The organism is Candidatus Methylomirabilota bacterium (assembly GCA_035709005.1).
In the GTDB taxonomy this organism is placed as follows: Bacteria; Methylomirabilota; Methylomirabilia; order Rokubacteriales; family CSP1-6; genus 40CM-4-69-5.
This window is the reverse complement of record DASTFB010000077.1, coordinates 68,402-87,101: the sequence shown is the minus strand read 5'-3', so window position 1 is coordinate 87,101 and position 18,700 is coordinate 68,402. Positions and strand designations below refer to the sequence as shown.

12 protein-coding genes and 1 pseudogene are annotated in these 18,700 nt (G+C 69.9%); 12 read left to right on the top strand and 1 reads right to left on the bottom strand.

Annotated features, from left to right (window positions below; translation table 11 throughout):
* The 12 genes and pseudogenes from VFR64_13415 to VFR64_13360 all read left to right on the top strand — a co-directional run.
* Window positions 1-1,507 (top strand): glucoamylase family protein (locus VFR64_13415; protein ID HET9490739.1); only part of this gene is annotated, 1,507 nt, incomplete at its 5' end.
* Window positions 1,500-2,792: a sugar ABC transporter substrate-binding protein gene (locus tag VFR64_13410; GenBank protein ID HET9490738.1), complete on the top strand. Its 1,293-nt coding sequence runs from the start codon at window positions 1,500-1,502 to the stop codon at window positions 2,790-2,792. The genes VFR64_13415 and VFR64_13410, both read left to right, overlap by 8 nt.
* Window positions 2,789-3,667, top strand: a complete 879-nt coding sequence (locus VFR64_13405; protein ID HET9490737.1) for a sugar ABC transporter permease — start codon at window positions 2,789-2,791, stop codon at window positions 3,665-3,667. The genes VFR64_13410 and VFR64_13405 overlap by 4 nt, the downstream gene beginning before the upstream one ends.
* On the top strand, window positions 3,667-4,485 hold the full coding sequence (locus VFR64_13400; GenBank protein ID HET9490736.1) for a carbohydrate ABC transporter permease: 819 nt from the start codon (window positions 3,667-3,669) through the stop codon (window positions 4,483-4,485). The genes VFR64_13405 and VFR64_13400 overlap by 1 nt, the downstream gene beginning before the upstream one ends.
* Complete coding sequence (locus VFR64_13395; GenBank protein HET9490735.1) at window positions 4,482-7,673, top strand: discoidin domain-containing protein; 3,192 nt, start codon at window positions 4,482-4,484, stop codon at window positions 7,671-7,673. The genes VFR64_13400 and VFR64_13395 overlap by 4 nt, the downstream gene beginning before the upstream one ends.
* On the top strand, window positions 7,670-9,010 hold the full coding sequence (locus VFR64_13390) for a GH1 family beta-glucosidase (GenBank protein ID HET9490734.1): 1,341 nt from the start codon (window positions 7,670-7,672) through the stop codon (window positions 9,008-9,010). Before VFR64_13395 ends, VFR64_13390 begins: the two co-directional genes overlap by 4 nt.
* A gap of 217 nt (window positions 9,011-9,227) precedes the next feature.
* Entirely contained in the window at window positions 9,228-10,712 is a 1,485-nt protein-coding gene (locus VFR64_13385; protein HET9490733.1) for a glucan biosynthesis protein G, read from the top strand.
* Complete coding sequence (gene mdoH, locus VFR64_13380; protein HET9490732.1) at window positions 10,685-13,093, top strand: glucans biosynthesis glucosyltransferase MdoH; 2,409 nt, start codon at window positions 10,685-10,687, stop codon at window positions 13,091-13,093. Before VFR64_13385 ends, mdoH begins: the two co-directional genes overlap by 28 nt.
* A 141-nt stretch (window positions 13,094-13,234) precedes the next feature.
* Window positions 13,235-13,750, top strand: coding sequence for an Lrp/AsnC family transcriptional regulator (locus VFR64_13375; GenBank protein ID HET9490731.1), 516 nt, complete (start codon window positions 13,235-13,237; stop codon window positions 13,748-13,750).
* 9 nt (window positions 13,751-13,759) lie between these two features.
* Window positions 13,760-15,070: an HlyD family secretion protein gene (locus VFR64_13370; protein ID HET9490730.1), complete on the top strand. Its 1,311-nt coding sequence runs from the start codon at window positions 13,760-13,762 to the stop codon at window positions 15,068-15,070.
* Window positions 15,067-16,638, top strand: a complete 1,572-nt coding sequence (locus tag VFR64_13365) for a DHA2 family efflux MFS transporter permease subunit (GenBank protein HET9490729.1) — start codon at window positions 15,067-15,069, stop codon at window positions 16,636-16,638. Before VFR64_13370 ends, VFR64_13365 begins: the two co-directional genes overlap by 4 nt.
* An 89-nt stretch (window positions 16,639-16,727) precedes the next feature.
* Window positions 16,728-17,093: pseudogene (locus tag VFR64_13360) on the top strand (OsmC family protein).
* 60 nt (window positions 17,094-17,153) lie between these two features.
* On the opposite strand, the gene VFR64_13355 reads toward VFR64_13360, so the two are convergent.
* Window positions 17,154-18,227 (bottom strand): class I SAM-dependent methyltransferase, encoded by a 1,074-nt coding sequence (locus VFR64_13355; protein HET9490728.1) that lies wholly within the window; start codon window positions 18,225-18,227, stop codon window positions 17,154-17,156.
* Window positions 18,228-18,700: the final 473 nt, after the last annotated feature.

Sequence of the window (18,700 nt, the reverse complement as noted above, 5' to 3'; positions counted from 1 at the left end):
GTCCGGACGACATCTGACGGTCTGTGTCGCTCTGGTCGCGACCATCGCATCGCTCGTCACGGTCCTCATCGCCGCAGTCAACGGGGAGGCGCAGAGCCTCAAGCTGCACACGCTGGTGGCGCCCACGCCGGGCCGTCTGCTAACGTCCCGGCCGAAGCCGGTCACCGATCCCCTCGACCCGCTTCTGGCGGATGTTCAGGAGCGCACCTTTCGCTTCTTCTGGGAGACGGCGAACCCCGAGAACGGCCTGATCCCCGATCGGTATCCCACGCCGTCGTACTCCAGCGTCGCCGCCGTGGGCTTCGGCCTGACCACCTATCCCATCGGCGTCGAGCGCGGCTACATCACGCGCGAGCAGGCGCGACAGCGAGTGCTGGTCACCTTGCGGTTCTTCGCCAGGCCCGCCGAGGGGCCCGGCGCCCGGGGGGCGGACGGGCACCGCGGCTTCTTCTATCACTTCCTGGACATGAAGACCGGCGAGCGCTTCGAGGACAGCGAGCTGTCGACCGTCGACACCGCCATCCTGCTCGCCGGCGCGCTCTTCTGTCAGTCCTACTTCGACGGGGGGCATCCGGAGGAAGTGGAGATCCGCGCCCTGGCCGACACGATCTACCGGCGCGTCGACTGGCGGTGGGCGCAGCCCAAGGCGCCAGCCATCAGCCTCGGCTGGTCGCCCGAAGACGGGTTCTTGAAATACGACTGGCGCGGGTACAACGAGGCGATGCTCGTGTACCTCCTGGCCCTCGGCTCGCCGACGTTCCCCGTGGGCGCGGAAGCGTGGACGGAGTGGATCAGCACGTACGACAGCCACTGGGGCACGTTCTTCGGTCAGGAGTATCTGAGCTTTCCGCCCCTGTTCGGGCATCAGTACACGCACGTGTGGACCGATTTCCGGGGTATCCAGGACACCTACATGCGCAAGCGCGGGCTGGACTACTTCGAAAACAGCCGGCGCGCCGTCTACGCCCAGCAAGCGTACGCGATCGCCAATCCCCAGCGGTGCCGGGACTACGGGGCGACCGTCTGGGGGATCACGGCCAGTGACGGGCCGGCCGACATCGTGGTCGAGGACGTCAACGGCCGCCGGGTGTTCCGGAGCTACACCGCGCGGGGGATCGACCTCGCGGGCAAGCGCGACGATTGCACCCTGGCGCCGACGGCCGTGGTGGCGTCCATCCCCTTCGCGCCGGAGATCGTCATCCCGACGACGCTCGAGATGCACCGCCGGTTCGGCGAGCATATCTACTCGAAATACGGCTTTCTGGATGCGTTCAACCGGAGCTTCACCTACGCCTTCGACTTTCGCCTCCGGCACGGGCGTCAGGTCCAGGGCTTCGGGTGGGTCGCGGGAGACTATCTCGGGATCGACCAGGGGGCCATCCTCGCCATGATCGAGAACTACCGTAGCGCCTTGATCTGGCGCGTGATGCGCGACAATCCGTATCTGCGTCGGGGTCTCGAGCGGGCCGGGTTCTCGGGCGGCTGGCTCACGGCCCCCGGTGACTAGGGTTCGGGGCCCTCTCCCCCGGGCCGCGATCCTCGGTGTCCTCGCCGCGCTGTCGCTCCTGACAGGCTGCGGCTCCTCCTCCTCGCGCGACGTCGTTCTCCGGTTCTGGGCGATGGGCCGCGAGGGCGAGGTGGTGGCCCAGCTGCTGCCCGAGTTCGAGCGCGCGAACCCCGACATCACCGTCAAGGTCCAGCAGCTCCCGTGGACCGCCGCCCATGAGAAGCTCCTCACCGCGTTCGCCGGGGACGCCACGCCCGATGTGTGTCAGCTCGGAAACACCTGGCTGCCGGAGTTCGTGGCGCTGAAGGCGCTCGCCCCGCTCGACCGGCACGTGGCGGCGTCGGCGATCGTTCACGCCGACGATTACTTCGCCGGCATCTGGGACACGAACCGAGTCGACGGTACGCTCTACGGCGTGCCGTGGTACGTGGATACGCGCCTGCTGTTCTACCGCCGGGATCTCCTGGCGCAGGCCGGGTTCTCCGCGCCGCCGCGCTCGTGGCAGGAGTGGAGGGAGATGCTGGTCGCCGTGCAACGGTCCGCCGGCCCCGATCGTTTCCCGATTCTCCTGCCGCTCAATGAGTTCGAGCCGCTCCTCGCCCTGGCCCTGCAGCAGGATGAGCCCCTCCTGCGCGACGGCGGCCGCTGGGGCAACTTCTCGGCCCCCGGCTTTCGCCGGGCGCTCGGCTTCTACCTGGAGATGTTCGAGCGCGGCTGGGCGCCGGCCGTGGCCAGCGCGGCGATCGCCAACGTCTGGATCGAGTTCGGACGCGGCCGGTTCGCGTTCTATGTGTCGGGCCCCTGGAACATCGGCGAGCTCCGTCGCCGGCTGCCCGCCGACCAGCAGGAACGCTGGATGACGGCGCCCTTGCCCGGGCCGGACGGGCCGGGTGTCTCGATCGCGGGCGGCTCCAGCCTGGTGGTGTTCCGGGCCTCTCGCCACCAGGCGGAGGCGTGGCGGCTCGTCGAGTTCCTCTCGCAGCCGGCCATTCAGCGCCGGTTCCACACGCTGACCGGCGACCTGCCGCCGCGCCGCGCGACCTGGCAGGATCCCGGGCTGGCCGGCGACGTCCAGGCCCGCGCGTTCCGCGAGCAGCTGGAGCGCGTCGAGCCGGCACCCAAGGTGCCCGAGTGGGAGCGCATCGCCAACGAGATGCGCCTGGTGGCCGAGCGTGCCGTGCACGGCGAGCTGTCGGTGGATCAGGCCGTCCGGGAGCTGGACGCGCGAGCGGATCGGATTCTCGAGAAGCGCCGCTGGCTCCTGGCCCGGAGGGGCGCCGGTTGAGGGTCTCGGGCGCTGCCTGGTGCTTCGTGGCGCCCGCGTTACTGGTGATTGGCGTGTTCTTCTTCCTGCCCGTGCTGGCCGCGCTGGCGCTGAGCCTCACCGATTTCGACATCTACGCGCTCGCCGATCCGGCCAATCTCCGGCTGGTGGGGCTGCGCAACTACGGTCGGTTGCTCCAGACGCCGCTCTTCTGGCAGGCCTTCGGGAACACGCTGTACTTCGTCGTCGTCGGCGTGCCGCTCTCGATCGGGGCCTCGCTGGTCTTCGCGCTCCTGCTCAACTCCCGGCTCGTGCGATTCCCGGCCTTTTTTCGCACGGCGCTGTTCGCCCCCGTGGTGACGACGCTGGTGGCCGTCGCCGTCGTGTGGCGGTACCTCTTCAACCCCCACTATGGATGGCTCAACTACGCGCTGGGCCGCCTCGGGATTCCGCCCGTCGACTGGCTCGGGGATCCGCACTGGGCCATGCCTGCTATCATCGTCTTCGCCGTGTGGAAGAACTTCGGCTACAACATGATCATCCTGCTGGCCGGCCTGCAGAGCATCCCGGAGCCGCTCTACGAAGCGGCCCGTATCGACGGCGCGTCGCGGTGGCAGCAATTCCGGCACGTCACCCTCCCCATGCTGGCGCCGATCGTGGCGCTGGTGAACATCCTCACCATCGCCGGCTACTTCCAGCTCTTTGCCGAGCCCTACGTGATGACGCAGGGCGGCCCCCTGCAGAGCACGGTGAGCGTGCTCTACTTCATGTACGAGGAAGGCTTCAAGTGGTGGAACCTCGGCTCGGCGTCGGCCGTCGCCTTCGTCTTGTTCCTCTGCATCTTCGGGGTGACCGCGCTGCAGCTGCGGCTCACGCGCTGGGAGTCGGCCGCCTGATGCCGCGTCTGCCGGGACTTCTCGTGAACGGCGCGCTGCTGGGCGCCGTCACGCTCACGCTCTGGCCACTGGTGTGGATGGTGTCGGCGTCGTTCATGGCGCCGGGCGAGGCGAGCAGCCTGCCGCCGCCGTTCCTGCCGAGCCAGGCAACGCTCGCGAACTACCGCGAGCTGTTCGGGCACGTCGGCATGGGGCGCTACCTGCTCAACAGCGTCGCTCTGACGACGGCGGTGACGCTCGTGTCGCTGCTCATCAACGTCGCCGCCGGTTACGCCTTCGCCAAGCTGCGCTTCGCCGGGCGCGACCGCATCTTCAAGCTGCTCCTGGGCGCGCTGGTGATTCCCTCGCAAGTGGCCATGGTGCCACTCTTCCTGCTGCTCAAGCAGCTGGGCCTCGTGAACACGTACGGGGGGGTCATCGTCCCGGCGATGGCCAGCATCTTCGGCATCTTCCTGGTGCGCCAGTACGCGCTGACGGTGCCGGACGAGTTGCTGGAAGCCGCCCGCATCGATGGCGCGAGCGAGTTCCGGATCTTCCGCTCGATCATCGTGCCGGCGCTCCAGCCGATCGTGGTGACGCTCGCGGTGTTCACCTCGCTCGGCGCCTGGAACGACTTCATGTGGCCGCTGATCGTCCTGAACGACAGCGAGCTCTACACGCTGCCGGTCGCGCTGGCCAGCCTGTCGCGCGAGCACGTGCAGGACAGCGAGCTCATGATGGCCGGCGCCGTCATCACGACGTTGCCCGTCTTGCTGGTCTTCCTGGTGCTCCAGCGCTACTACATCCAGGGTCTCATGCTCGGCAGCGTCAAGGGATGAGGCGGACCTGGCGAACTCTGGTGATGCTCGGCCTGGCTCTGGCCGGCGGGGCCGGGCCTGGCCTGGCGCGCGAGGCCCATCCGGCGCCGGCGCGGGTGCTCGACAGCTTCGAGGACCTGGGGCCGTGGCAGACCGTGGCCTCCGAGGGCGTGCAGGCCTCGGTGCATCCCGCGCCCGGCCCGCGGGGCCGGGGTCTGCGGCTGGACTTCGACTTCGGCGGTACCGCCGGGTATGCGCTGGCCCGGCGCGCCCTGCCCCTCGAGCTGCCGGCGAACTACGAGATCGTCTTCTACCTGCGCGCCGATGCGCCCCCCAACCATTTCCAACTCAAGCTGGTCGACGCCAGCGGCGACAACGTCTGGTGGGTCAACCGGGCGGATTTCGAGTTCCCCAACCAGTGGCAGATGATCCGGATCAAGAAACGCCACATCGAGTTCGCGTGGGGGCCCACCGGGGACCGCACGCTGCGACGCGCCGCCGCTCTGGAGCTTGGCGTGGCGGCCGGGCGGGGTGGCGGCCGGGGCTCGCTGTACGTGAGCGATCTGGTTCTCATCGAGCGGCCCGCCGCGCCCGCCGTCGCCCTGCCGCCGCTGGTGCGGGCCTCGTCCTCGTTGCCTGGCGCCGGGGGGCCGCTGGCCCTCGACGGCTCCAGGACGACTGCCTGGAAAAGCGATCCGGCCGCGGGGCCCGCCCAGACGCTCACCGTCGACTTTCGGCGGCCGCGCGAGCTCGGCGGCCTGATCGTGCGCTGGCTCGCGCAAGCCTACGCCACGCGGTACGACGTCCAGTTCTCCGACGACGGCGTGCGCTGGTACACCGTGCGCCAGATCGTGGGGGCCCGCGGTGGTCCGGACGCCGTGTGGTTGCCGGAAGGGGAGACACGGTTCCTGCGCCTGGCGGTCCATGATGGACCGACGCCGAGCTATGCCCTGGCCGAGCTCGAAGTCAGGGACCTGGCGTTCGGCGCGTCCGCGAACGCGTTCTTTCAGGCCCTGGCCCGCGAGTCGCCTCGCGGCACGTACCCGCGCGGGATGTCCGGCGAGCAGACCGCGTGGACCACGGTCGGCATCGACGGAGGCGCCCACAGCGGGCTGCTGTCCGAGGACGGCGCGCTGGAAGTCGGCCGGGGGGCGTTCTCGATCGAGCCGTTCGTCGTGGCCGGGTCGCAGGTGGCCGGGTGGGCCGACGTCGAGATCGCTCACTCCCTGGTCGACGACTACCTGCCGATCCCTGCGGTGACGTGGCGCCAGGCCCAGTGGGAGCTCAGGGTGTTGGCGTTCGCCTCGGGCTCACGCGAGCGGTCGAGCCTCCTCGCCCGCTACGAGCTCCGGAACCGCACCGGCCGGACGCTGCCGCTCCAGCTGGTCCTCGCCGTACGTCCGTTCCAGGTGAATCCCCCCGTGCAGTTCCTGAACATGGCCGGCGGCGTCAGCGGCATCGGGCACATCAAGTGGGATGGCTCGACGCTCTCGGTGAATTCCGACCGTCAGGTGCTCCCCCTGCGCGCGCCGGACCGTGTCGGTGTCTTTCCCTTCGCGGCGGGTCCCGTTCCGGCCCTGCTCCGGGCCCCCGACTGGGCCGGCGCCGTAGAGATTCACGACGCGTTCGGGTTCGCCTCGGCGGCGCTCGGCTATCGCCTGACCCTGCCCGCCAACGCCAGCGCCACCGTCGGCCTCATCGTGCCCCTGGCGGGGCCGCCGCTCCGGCCCGATTCCACCGAGACCGCGCCGGCGGCGTGGATGGAGCGCCAGCAAGCTTCGGTCGCCGCGGCGTGGCGCGAGCGACTCGGTCGCGTCGCCATCGAGGTGCCGGCCCCGGGCCGCCCGCTGGTCGCCGCGCTGCGCACCGCCCTGGCCCACATCCTGATCGCGCGCGACGGCCCGGCGCTGCGGCCGGGGACCCGATCCTACGCGCGCTCCTGGATCCGCGATGGCGCGATGATCGCCGAGTCGCTCCTCCGCCTGGGCCACGCGGACGTCGCGGCCGACTACCTGCGCTGGTACGCACGGCAGCAGTTCGCCAGCGGGAAGGTGCCTTGCTGCGTCGACGAGCGGGGAGCCGATCCCGTGCCCGAGCACGACAGCCCGGGCGAGCTGATCTTCCTGGCCGCCGAGGTGTACCGCTACACGAACGACCGTCGCCTCCTGGAGCAGATGTGGCCGCACGTCGACGCCGCTGTGCGGTACATCGAGAGGCTACGTCAATCCGAGCGCACCGCCGCCAATCTGGCCCCCGCCACCCGCGCGTTCTACGGGCTGCTGCCGGCGTCCATCAGCCACGAAGGCTATTCGGCCAAGCCGATGCACTCGTACTGGGACGACTTCTGGGCCCTCAAGGGCTACAACGGCGCCATCGCGATGGCCACGGCGCTGGGCGATTCGGCGGCGGCGCGGCGGCTGGCGGCCCAGCGCGAGGAGTTCCGCGGTGATCTGGCGGCGTCGATTCGCCACACCACGGCGGCCCACGGGATCGCGTACCTCCCGGGCGCGGCCGAGCTGGGCGATTTCGACCCCACGTCGTCGACTATCGCCATCGCGCCAGGCGGCGAGCTTCACCGTCTGCCTGACGATCTGGTCCAGGGGACGTATGAACGGTACTGGCGCGAGTTCGTCGCCCGGCGGGACGGCCGCGCCACCTGGGAGGACTACACGCCGTACGAGATCCGGACGGTGGGCACCTTCCTGCGCCTGGGCTGGCGCGAGCGGGCCCACGAGCTCCTCGCCTTCTTCCTGGACGGGCGCCGGCCGCCCGCCTGGAACCAGTGGCCCGAAGTGATCGGCCGCGATCCGAGGCAGCCGCGCTTCGTCGGCGACATGCCGCATGGCTGGGTGGCCTCGGACTTCATCCGCGCGGTCCTCGATCTCTTCGCCTACGAGCGAGAGGGTGACCAGACCCTGGTGCTGGCCGCCGGCGTCCCGCCCGACTGGCTCGAGGGATCGGGCGTGACGGTGAGGGACCTGCGCACGCCGTACGGGAGCTTGACGTACTCCCTCGAGAAAGACAGCGGGCAGGTGGTCTTGCGGGTCGCCGGCGGCACGCGGGTCCCGCCCGGCGGCCTGGTGCTCGCCTGGCCAGGCCAACAGCCACCACCGCAGCAGGCCCGCGTCAACGACAAGCCGGCGCAGTGGCAGGGCAGGGAGCTCCGGTTTCACGAACTGCCGGCGACGGTGGCCGTCGGACCCGAATGATCCGGTTTCCCCCGCGCTTCCTCTGGGGGACCGCGACCTCCGCCTATCAGATCGAGGGCTCGCCGCTGGCCGACGGGGCCGGCCCCAGCATCTGGCACCGCTTCACCCACACGCCGGGCCTCGTCCGCGACGGCGCCACCGGTGACGTGGCCTGCGATCACTACCGGCGATATCTCGACGACGTCGCGCTGATGCGGAGCCTCGGAACGACCGCCTACCGCTTCAGCATCTCCTGGAGCCGGGTCGTGCCCGAGGGGCGGGGCGCGGTGAACCCCGCGGGCCTGGCCTTTTACGACCGGCTGGTCGATGCGCTGCTCGCCCAGGGCATCGAGCCGATGGTGACGCTGTATCACTGGGACCTGCCGGCGGCCCTCGACGACCGGGGGGGCTGGCTCAATCCAGAGATCGCGAAGTGGTTCGCCGAGTACGCCGGGATCGTCTTCAGGAAGCTCGACGGTCGGGTCAAGCTGTGGGCCACGCTCAACGAGCCCTGGGTCGTGACCGACGGCGGCTACCTGTGTGGCGTCCTCGCCCCGGGCCACCGCAACCGCTTCGAGGCCCCGCTCGCCTCCCATAACTTGCTGCACGCCCATGCGGAAGCGGTGAAGGGCTATCGCGCGGAAGGACGGCATCGGATCGGCATCGTCGTGAATCTCGAGCCGAAATACCCCGCCTCGGACACCCCCGAGGACCGGGCCGCGGTGGCGCGGGCCGATGCCTACATGAACCGCCAGTATCTGGACCCCGTCTTCTTCGGACGCTACCCCGAGGAATTGGGCGAGATCTTCGGCGAGGCCTGGCCGCGGTGGCCGGCCGACGACCTGGCCCTGATCCGGCAGCCGATCGACTTCCTGGGGCTCAACTACTACACCCGCAACGTCGTGCGCCTCGATCCCCACGGGGGGCTGCTGCAGGCCGCGCCCGTGCGCCAGCCGCGGGCGACCTACACGCAGACCGGGTGGGAGGTATTCCCGACGGGATTGACCGACACTCTGGTCTGGGTCAAGGACCGGTACGGCAATCCGCCGATCTATGTCACCGAGAATGGCGCGGCGTTCTTCGATCCGCCGGCGGTGGAGGGCGACCGCCTGGCCGATCCCCTGCGCGTCGACTATCTGCGCAAGCACATCGCCGCCGTCCACGCGGCGATCGAACGCGGGGTCGACGTGCGGGGATACTTCGTATGGTCCTTACTGGACAACTTCGAGTGGTCGCTGGGTTACTCCAGACGCTTCGGACTCGTGCACGTCGACTACGAGACCCAGCGGCGCACGCCGAAGGATAGCGCCCGGTTCTATGCCGAGGTCATCGCCACCAGGGGACAGGCGATTGCTTGACCTCGGTACGTTCGGAATGTACCTTCTGTTGGTGTCGCTCATGGCCGCGTGACGGCGCCCTGGGTCAGCGAGGTGGCTGAGTACACGCACTCCGTATTTCACTCGATATATTGACAGGACTGTGCTGAAGGGGATCGACGCCCGACGTGATCGCTCGCCCGACCCGGCGAACCCGAGGCTACGGGCAGGGCGCTTCGTCGTGGGCGGCTCCCTCGCGCTGCTCGCGGCCCTCGCGCTGCTCGTCACCGAGGCGCGCGCCTTCAGCTTCTACGATGTTGCCGCCCGGGCCGAGAAGCTCGCCGCCTCGGCCTATCAGAAACCGGGCGCCGCCCTGCCCAAGGGCCTCAAGACGCTGAACTACGACCAGTATCGGAACATCCGCTTCCGGCCCGATCGCGCCCTGTGGCGCAATCTGAAATTGCCGTTCGAGCTCATGTTCTTCCACCCCGGCTGGGTGTACGAGGATTCCGTCAAGATCCACGAGATCGGGCCCGAGGGACTCCAGGAGATCCGCTTCGATCCCGACGCCTTCGACTACGGGAAGAACAAGATCGCCCGCGACGAGGTCCGCGGGCTGGGGTTCGCCGGCTTTCGCGTCCACTTTCCCGTGAACACGCCGACGTACAAGGACGAAGTGCTGGTCTTCCTGGGGGCCAGCTACTTTCGGGGGATCGGCCGCGGGCAACGCTTCGGGCTATCGGCCCGCGCCCTGGCCATCGACACCGCCGAGAATACCGGCGAAGAGTTTCCCCGGTTCCTCGAGTTCTGGATCGAGCGTCCGCAGCCGGCGGCGAAGGAGCTCACCATCTACGCGCTGCTCGATTCGCCCCGCTCGACCGGCGCCTTCCGCTTCGTGCTCCGGCCGGGCGTGACGACGGCGCTCGACGTCGATGCCCGGCTGTTCCTACGCAAGAGCGTGGCCAAGCTCGGGCTGGCGCCGCTCACCAGCATGTTCTCCTTCGGGGCGCACCAGCGGTCGGGGCGGGATGACTACCGGCCGCAGGTCCACGATTCCGACGGCCTCTCCATTCAGGTGAGCGAGAAGGAATGGATCTGGCGCCCGCTCGTGAATCCCAAGCGCCTGCTCGTGACCTCGTTCGCGGTGACGAGCCCCCAGGGCTTCGGGCTGATGCAGCGGGCGCGGTCGTTCGGCGCGTACAAGGACCTCGAGGCGCGCTACGATCTGCGCCCCTCCGCCTGGGTCGAGCTGAGAGGGCCGTGGGGTCCGGGCCGGGTGGAGCTGGTACAGATCCCGGTCCCCGACGAAACCAACGACAATATCGTCGCCTACTGGGTCCCCGATTTTCAGCCGAAGCCCAACGAGGCCTTGCCGTATGCGTACCGCGTCCTGTGGCAGAAGGACCAAGAGGCCCGGCCGCCGCTGGGCTGGGTGAGTGAGACGCGTCGCGGGCGCGGGTTCGTGAAGAACCCCGATGGAAGCATCGAGCTCCACGTCGATTTCGAGGGTCCGACGCTCAGCCGGATGCCGGCCAAGGCCACCGTGGACGTCGCCTTGTGGGTCGGCCCGAACGGCGAATTGCTGGAACGACACACGAGACGGAACGAGGTCACGGGGGGCTGGCGCCTCGTCGTGCGCTTCCGGCAGGTCGACGCCACCAAGCCAGTCGAGCTTCGGGCCCACCTGAGCCGGGGCAAAGAGGTCTTGTCGGAGACGTGGAGCTACATCCTCCCGCCCGCGTAGAGCCGGACCTCGCGGCGAGCGACGGCGAGCGGATCGGCCCGCATGCCGCCCTGGCTTCGGTTCGTCGTCGCCTGGAGCTCGCTGTCCCCGGGCAGGCCGCCCGCGACGGCCGCGAGGAGGCGGCGGCCGAGGCCTGCGCGATCAAGACCGCGCCCCCGGTCTGCCGGATGTCCATGGCGCCGACTCGCTGGCCCACGTCGCTGGTATCGCGGATCTTCCGGCGCCGCCAGGCGCGCCCCCCCGGCCCGGCCGCGGCGGCGCACGTGGCCGGCGACATGCCGTCGTCGGCCGACAGCCGCAAGGTCACGCGGACCGCGGCCATCCGTCGCACGGTCTTCGCCGTCCTGGCCATGGCCCAGACGGCGGCCTACGCGCACTACATGACCACCAGGGTCCTGCCGTACAACGGGCAGCAGCCCCTGGAGCTGGCGATCCTCACGCTGTTCACGATCCTGTTCCTGTGGGTGTCGCTGGGATTCTGGACGGCGCTGAGCGGGTTCCTGCTGCTGTGCGGGGGCCGCGATCGTCACGCCATCACCCGCTCGGTCGCGCCCGGCACCCCTCTCGCGCCGGAGGCCCGCACCGCGGTCATCATGCCCATACGCAACGAGCACGTGGCCCGCGTCTTCGCCGGGATGCGGGCCACTTACGAGTCGGTGGCCCGGGCCGGCGCGCTGCCGTGGTTCGACTTCTTCATTCTCAGCGACAGCAGCGAGCCGGACACGCTGGTGGCGGAACGGCAGGCCTGGCTGGAGCTGTGCGCGGCGGTCGGCGGCTTCGGGCACATCTTCTATCGCTGGCGCCGCCATCGCATCAAGCGCAAGAGCGGCAACGTCGCCGACTTCTGCCGGCGCTGGGGCAGCCAGTACCGGTACATGGTCGTGCTGGACGCGGACAGCGTCATGAGCGGCGACTGCTTGACCACGCTGGTGCGCCTGATGGAGGCCAACCCGAGCACCGGCATCATCCAGACGGCCCCGCGGGCGGCGGGCCGGGAGACCCTGTACGCGCGCGTGCAGCAGTTCGCCACTCGCGTCTACGGGCCGCTGTTCACGGCGGGGCTGCACTTCTGGCAGCTGGGCGAGTCCTACTACTGGGGTCACAACGCCATCATCCGCATCGAACCGTTCGTCCGCCACTGCGCGCTGGGGCGGCTGCCGGGACGCGGCCCCCTGTCCGGCGAGATCCTCTCGCACGACTTCGTGGAGGCCGCGCTGATGCGCCGGGCCGGCTGGAAGGTGTGGATGGCGTACGACCTGCCCGGCAGCTACGAGGAGATGCCGCCCAACGTCATCGACGAGCTCAAGCGCGACCGGCGCTGGTGCCAGGGCAATCTGATCAACTCGCGCCTGTTCCTGTGGCAGGGGCTCAACTCCGCGCACCGCGCGGTGTTCATGACCGGCGTGATGACCTACGTGTCGGCGCCGCTGTGGTTCCTCTCCCTGGCGGTGTCGACGGCCTTCATCGTCGTGCAGACGGTGGTCGGTCCCCAGTACTTCATCGAGCCTCGCCAGCTCTTTCCGGTGTGGCCCCGGTGGGACGTCAACGCCGCCATCGGCTTCGGCGTCGCCACGGCCGTGGTGCTCTTCGCGCCCAAGATCCTCGGCGCCGGACTGGTGGTGGCCCAGGGTCCCCGCCGCTTCGGCGGCGTGCGGGGCGTGACCCTGAGCCTCCTGATCGAGACGGTGTTCTCGGCCTTGCTCGCGCCGATCCGCATGCTGTTCCACACCCAGTTCGTGCTGGCTGCGCTCACCGGCCTCAGCGTGCCCTGGAAGAGCCCCCCCCGGGAGGACGCGCAGACCACCTGGGGCGAGGGGATTCGCCGCCACGGCGCGCACACGCTCTTCGCCGGCGCCTGGGCCGCCGCCGTCTACTGGCTGGATTCCTCGTATACCTGGTGGCTGTTGCTGCCGGTGGTCGGCGCCCTGATGCTGTCGATCCCGATCTCGGTCTATTCCAGCCGGGTGTCCCTCGGCCGCCGGCTCCGCCGGGCCGGTCTGCTGCTGATTCCCGAGGAGACGGAGCCGCCCGACGAACTGCGGGCCGTGCGCGCGTATGCCGGTCGCGACGAGCGCCTGCCCGGGTTCGTCGACGCGGTGCTGGAGCCGGAGGTGAACGCCATCGCCTGTGCCGTGGGGTGTTCCCACGCGCGGGAGACCGCCCGCGCGCAGTGGCGCCGGGATCGCGCGGTGGCGGCCGCGGTGAAGGCCGGCCCCCAGGAGCTGAGCGACGGCCAGAAGCTGTTCTTCCTGACAGATCCCCTCGCGCTGTCCCAGCTGCATGTCGAGGTCTCGCGATCCCCAGCCGCGCATCCGGGCTGGGCCCTCGCGTCCCAGTCGGCGGACCGCGCCCACCGGCTTCCCCTCCGCCAGGCTTCCTGAGGCCGGGCCGGGCCGTCGGGCCCCGCCATCCGTTCGGTCGTTACCGCAATAGACGCTTTATGGTATTGTTGATTTCGCAATCCTCACGTGTGACACTTGCTGATCCTGGCCAATCCGGTACGTGTGGAGGCTGGCCGCAACGTGGACTCCCTGAAGCTGGCGCCCGCCGACATCGAGATCATCCGCTCGCTGCAGGACAATCCTCGCGCCTCGGTGGCGAGGATCGCCAGCCGGCTCGCCATGCCCGAGTCGACGGTGCGGCACCGGTTGAACCGGCTCGTCCGCCGGGGCCTCATCGAGTTCACGGTCATGACGAACCCGCTCCAGCTCGGGTACCAGATCTGGGCCATCGTCGAGATCCAGGCCGAGATGCCGAAGATCCGGGCCGTGGCCAGGAGCCTCGCCGCGGCGCCGGAGGTCTACTTCGTGGGTATCACGACGGGGGGCTACGACGTGCTCGCGGCCGCGGTGTTCCGCTCGAACCAGGAGCTGCTGGACTTCATCACGCGGCGCCTGTCCCGCGTCCCCGGGATCGTGCGCACGACCACCTCCAGCGTGCTGGAGGTGGTGAAGCGGACCCCGACGTTCGTCCTGCCCGCGGCGGCGACGATCAACGGTCGCCCACCGCGCTCGCGGCGGCGCCGGCGGGCCGGCTGAAGCCTCCGGATGAGCGACCTCGATCCGGCGGCGGTCTCCCGGCGAGCCGGTGCGGGACGCTGGCGCCGACGCCGGCGCCGGCTGGCCCTCGGGCTGGTGGCTGTCGGGGTGCTCGTGGCCGGGGTCTACGGCGTCCGGGCCTGGCGCTACTGGGATCGCCACGTCTCCACGGACGACGCGTTCGTCGAGGCCCGCGTGTCGCCGGTGAGCGCGCGCGTGCGCGGCATCGTCGTCGAGGTGCTCGTCGGCGACAACGAGGAGGTGCGGGCGGGAGCGCCGCTCGTGCGCCTGGACCCGCGTGACTTCGAGGTCAAGGTGCAGCAGGCCCGGGCGGCGCTGGCCTCGGCCCGCAGTCGGCTGGAAATGGCGGCCGCCAACGTCCCCATGACGGACGAGGCCACCCGCAGCCAGGTCGCCGTTGCCGAGGCGGCCGCCGCCCGGGACGCGCTCGGCATCGAGAGCGCCCGGCGCGCCCTGGACGAGCGCCGCAGCCGGCTCGCCGCGCGGCGAGCGGCGGTGCAGGCGGCCCAGGCCGACGTCGCGGCCCGCCAGGCGGATCACGAACGGGCCAGTCTCGACCGGGGCCGAATGCGCGAGCTGCACGAGCGCGCGTTGATCGCCCGTCAGGGGCTCGACCACGCCGACAACGTGTTCAAGACGGCCGAGGCGGCCCTCGAGGCGGCGCGGCAGCGCCTGGATGGGGCCCGGGCCGAGGTGGCCCAGGCCGAGGCCGAAGTGGCCAGCCAGGAGGTGGCGCTGGCCCAGGCGGGGCGCCAGCGGGAGGAGGCCGACGCCGCGCTCCGCCACGCGCGAAGCCGCCGCGGGGAGGTGCGGGTGCGTAGCGCCGAGCTGGCCAGCGCCGAGGCGCAGATGGCGGAGGCGCGCGCGGCTCTGCGCGAGGCCGAGCTCAACCTCGAGTACACGACGCTCACCGCGCCGGTAGCCGGCCGGGTGACGCGCCGGACCGTCGAGGTCGGACAGGTCGTGCAGCCGGGCCAGCCGCTGCTGGCCGTCGTGGACATCGCCGATGTCTGGGTCATCGCCAACTACAAGGAGACCCAGCTCACCCACGTGCGTCCCGGTCAGCGGGCCTCGATTTCCGTCGACACGCACCCCGGTCTGGTCCTCCGCGCCCGGGTAGACTCCATCCAGAGCGGCACGGGCTCCCGCTTTTCCCTCCTGCCGCCGGAGAACGCCTCCGGCAACTTCGTGAAAGTCGTCCAGCGGATCCCGGTGAAGCTCGTCCTCGAGCCGGGCCAGAACGGGCACGCGCTGCTGGTGCCCGGCATGTCGGTCGTTCCCGTCATCGAGCTCAGATGAGTCCAGGCCTGCAGCGCGGCATCGTCGCCGTCACGACGATGATGGCGACGTTCCTGGTCATCCTCGACGTCACCATCGCCAACGTCGCCCTCGATCACATGCGGGGCACGCTCTCGGCCGGCGTGGACGAGATCACGTGGGTGCTCACGTCGTTCCTGGTGGCCAACGCCATCAGCCTGCCCATCACAGGCTGGTTGACCGACCTGCTCGGACGCAAGCGGCTGTTCATCGTGGCCACGGTGGCGTTCACCCTCACCTCGGCCGCGGCGGGTGCGGCGCCCAGCCTGGCCGTCATCGTGATCGCCCGGTTCCTGCAAGGGCTGGCCGGGGGCCCGCTGGTGCCGCTCTCCCAGTCGACGATGATCGAAACCTTTCCTTTGAGCCAGCGGGGCATGGCCATGGCCATCTGGGGCGTCGGCATCATGTTCGCGCCGATCATCGGGCCCACGCTCGGCGGCTGGATCACCGACAACTGGAGCTGGCGCTGGGTGTTCTACATCAACGTGCCGGTGGGCGCCCTCGCGGCGCTCCTGGCGTGGCTCGTCGTACCGGAACCCACGGCGGAGCGGCCGGCGGTGCGCCGGGTCGATGTGCCCGGGCTGGCGCTGCTGGTGATGGGGGTCTCGGCGCTGCAGTTCGTCCTCGATCGCGGCCAGCGCGAGGACTGGTTCGCCTCGTCGCTCATCGTGTGGCTCACCGCGGTGGCAGCGGTGGCCCTCGTCGCCCTGGTCGTGCGCGAGCTGCGGGCCGAGGAGCCGGTCGTCGACCTCCGCGTGCTGCGCCACCCGACGTTCGCCGTCGCCACGGCGGGCATGTTCGTCATCAGCATCGCCTTCTACGGAATCATGGTGCTCTCGCCGCTCTATACCCAGATCCTCATGGGCTACACGGCGATGCTGGCGGGTCTGGTGCTGGCCCCCGGGGGGGTGGCCACGCTGGTCACGATGCCGATCGCCGGCGTGCTCCTCAACCGCATCGACCCCCGCTGGATCATCGTGAGCGGCTGCGCGCTGAACGCCTACGCCATGTACCTGATGGCCACCCTCACGCTGGAGGCCAGCTTCTGGCGCATCATGCTGCCGCGCTTCATCCAGGGGCTCGGCATCGGCTTGACGTTCGTGCCGCTGTCCACGGTCGCGCTCAGCGCCGTCCCCATGCGCGAGCTCGGCCACGCCTCGGGGGTGTTCAACTTCACCCGGACCATCGCCGGGAGCATCGGCATCGCCACCATGGCCACGCTTCTGGAGCGCGGGGCCCAGGTCCACCAGAGCCGACTGGCGACCCACGTGAGCCTGTACGAACCGGACGTGTGGGACCGGTTCCAGCGGCTGGCCGCGACGTTCGCGGCGCGCGGGGCGGACGAGGTCACCGCCGAGCAGCAGGCGTGGGCGCACCTGTACGAGATGGTGCAGCGCGAGGCGCTGTCGCTGTCGTTCATCGACAACTTCTGGCGCCTCGTGTGGATCTTCGCGGCCGTCATTCCGTTGGTCCTGCTCCTCGGCCGGCGCCCACGAGTGGCCGAACCTCCGGCCGACGTCGAGCGCGCGGCGGCGATCGCGGAAGGCTGAGCGGCTAACCTTGCGCCTCGGGAGGATACGATATGGGCACTGTGGTCGTCCGCGGCGGGATGTCGGGCTTCGCGCAGGAGATCATCGCCGGGTCGCACCGCCTGGCGGCCGATGAGCCGGTGGAGGCAGGGGGCACCGATACCGGGCCCTCACCCTACGACTATCTGCTGGTGGCGCTCGGCTCCTGAACCTCGATGACGCTCGCGCTGTACGCGCGACGCAAGCAATGGCCTCTCGAGGGCATCGTCGTCCACCTGGAGCACTGGAAGATCCATGCCAAAGACTGCGCCGAATGCGAGACCAGAGAGGGAATGCTCGATCGCATCGATCGGGAGATCTCGCTGAGCGGCGCGCTCAGCGAGGAGCAACGCACGCGCTTGCTGGAGATCGCGGACCGCTGCCCCGTGCACCGGACGCTGACGTCGGAGATCGATATCCGGACCCGGCTCGCCTGACGTCGCGGCTTCCGTGCGGCAGCGCTGGTCGTCAGGTGCGCCAAAACGGCAGGCGGAAGTTCACTTCCCGACGACGTACCAGTTGTTCTGGATGTCGTGGGCCAGCTCGTGTTTCTCCACCGTGCGGAAGCCCGCGCGCTGCAGATACTCGCGCGTCTTCTCCTCCCCCCACATCGCGCCCAGCCCCTCGCCCCCTTGCGCCAGCGACACGGTCATGCAGTGCATGCACGACACGGTGTAGAGCAGGGTCCCCAGCGGATGCCCGATGTTGTTGTGGGCGTGGCTCGAGCCCTTGATGTCCTGCATCAGGTAGACGCCGTCGGGCTTCAGCGCCCGGTGGATGCCCTTCAAGACGTTGAGCGGTCTGGCCTGGTCGTGCACGGCGTCGAAGGTGGTGACGAAATCGAACGCCTGGGGCGACGCCGTCCGGTCGAAGTCGCTGAGATCGGCTACGACGAACTCGACGTTGGTCAGGCCTCGCCGGGTGGCCTCCTCGCGCGCGACACCGATCGCCTCGGGGGAGAAATCCATGCCGACGAAACGGCTGCCGGGGAACAGCTCGGCCAGCCGGTTCAGGATCCGACCGCTGCCGCACCCGACATCGAGGACCCGCGCGCCGCGACGAAGGCGCTCGGCCAGGCCCGGGACGAGCGGAAGAATGTGCGATTCGAGCGAGGAGAGTACGGATTGCCCGCTGTCCTCGGCCATCACCGCATGGAACCGGGGGAATCGCTCATACGGCACGCCGCCGCCGTGCCGGAAGCACTCGACGATGTCGTCTTCCACGGAGCCGAGCAACGCGATGTACTGGGCGAAGACGGCCAGGTTGTCCGCCGCCGCCTGTCGCGTGAGGTAGGCCGCGTGCTCCGGTGGCAACTGGTAGCGCAGGCTCTGGGGATCCACGGTGACGACGCCCGAGGTCACCATCGCCCCCAGCCATTCCCGCACGTAGCGCTCTTGGAGCCCGGCCCGCGCGGCGATCTCGTGGGAGGTCTGGGGCGCCTGATCCCGCATCGCGTCGAACAGGCCGGTGCGGTGGCCGATCGACGCCATGAGACAGAGACCGGCGTCGTTGAGCGCGGTCAGAAGGCGGCCGGCGAATGCCTCCGCTTTCTGCTGATCGAAGCCCGACATGTGACCTCCACGCGAGTCTATCACCGCGGCGCGAGCCCGGACGGCGTGGCGGAGGGTGAGGACGCATCCGCGCGCCCTACCGCGGCCTTTCCGGGGTCGCGGCAGGGCACGGCAGATCGGGAAGAGAGGTTACGGCCGGGGCCGAACGATGACGTTGAGGGAAACGTCGTCCCCTTCCCGAATCGAGGCGGTGGCCAGGGGGGGCAGCTTCAGGCGCATGTTCGTGCCGTCCGTTGCCTTGACGCTGATCTCCCCGGCGTTGCGATCGATTCCGTCCACTTTGCCGGTCACGGTGTGACGAACCTCGCCCCGCACGGTGCTGCCGGATTCCACCACCACGACTTGGCCCTGCGGCGCTGGCGTGGTGGCGGGCACGGTGGTCACGGTGGTCCCGGCGGTGTCGTTCCGGGGTTGCGATGCACAGGCAGTCAAAGCCAATAGGGCGACCAGATACGGTATCGTCCGCTTCATCG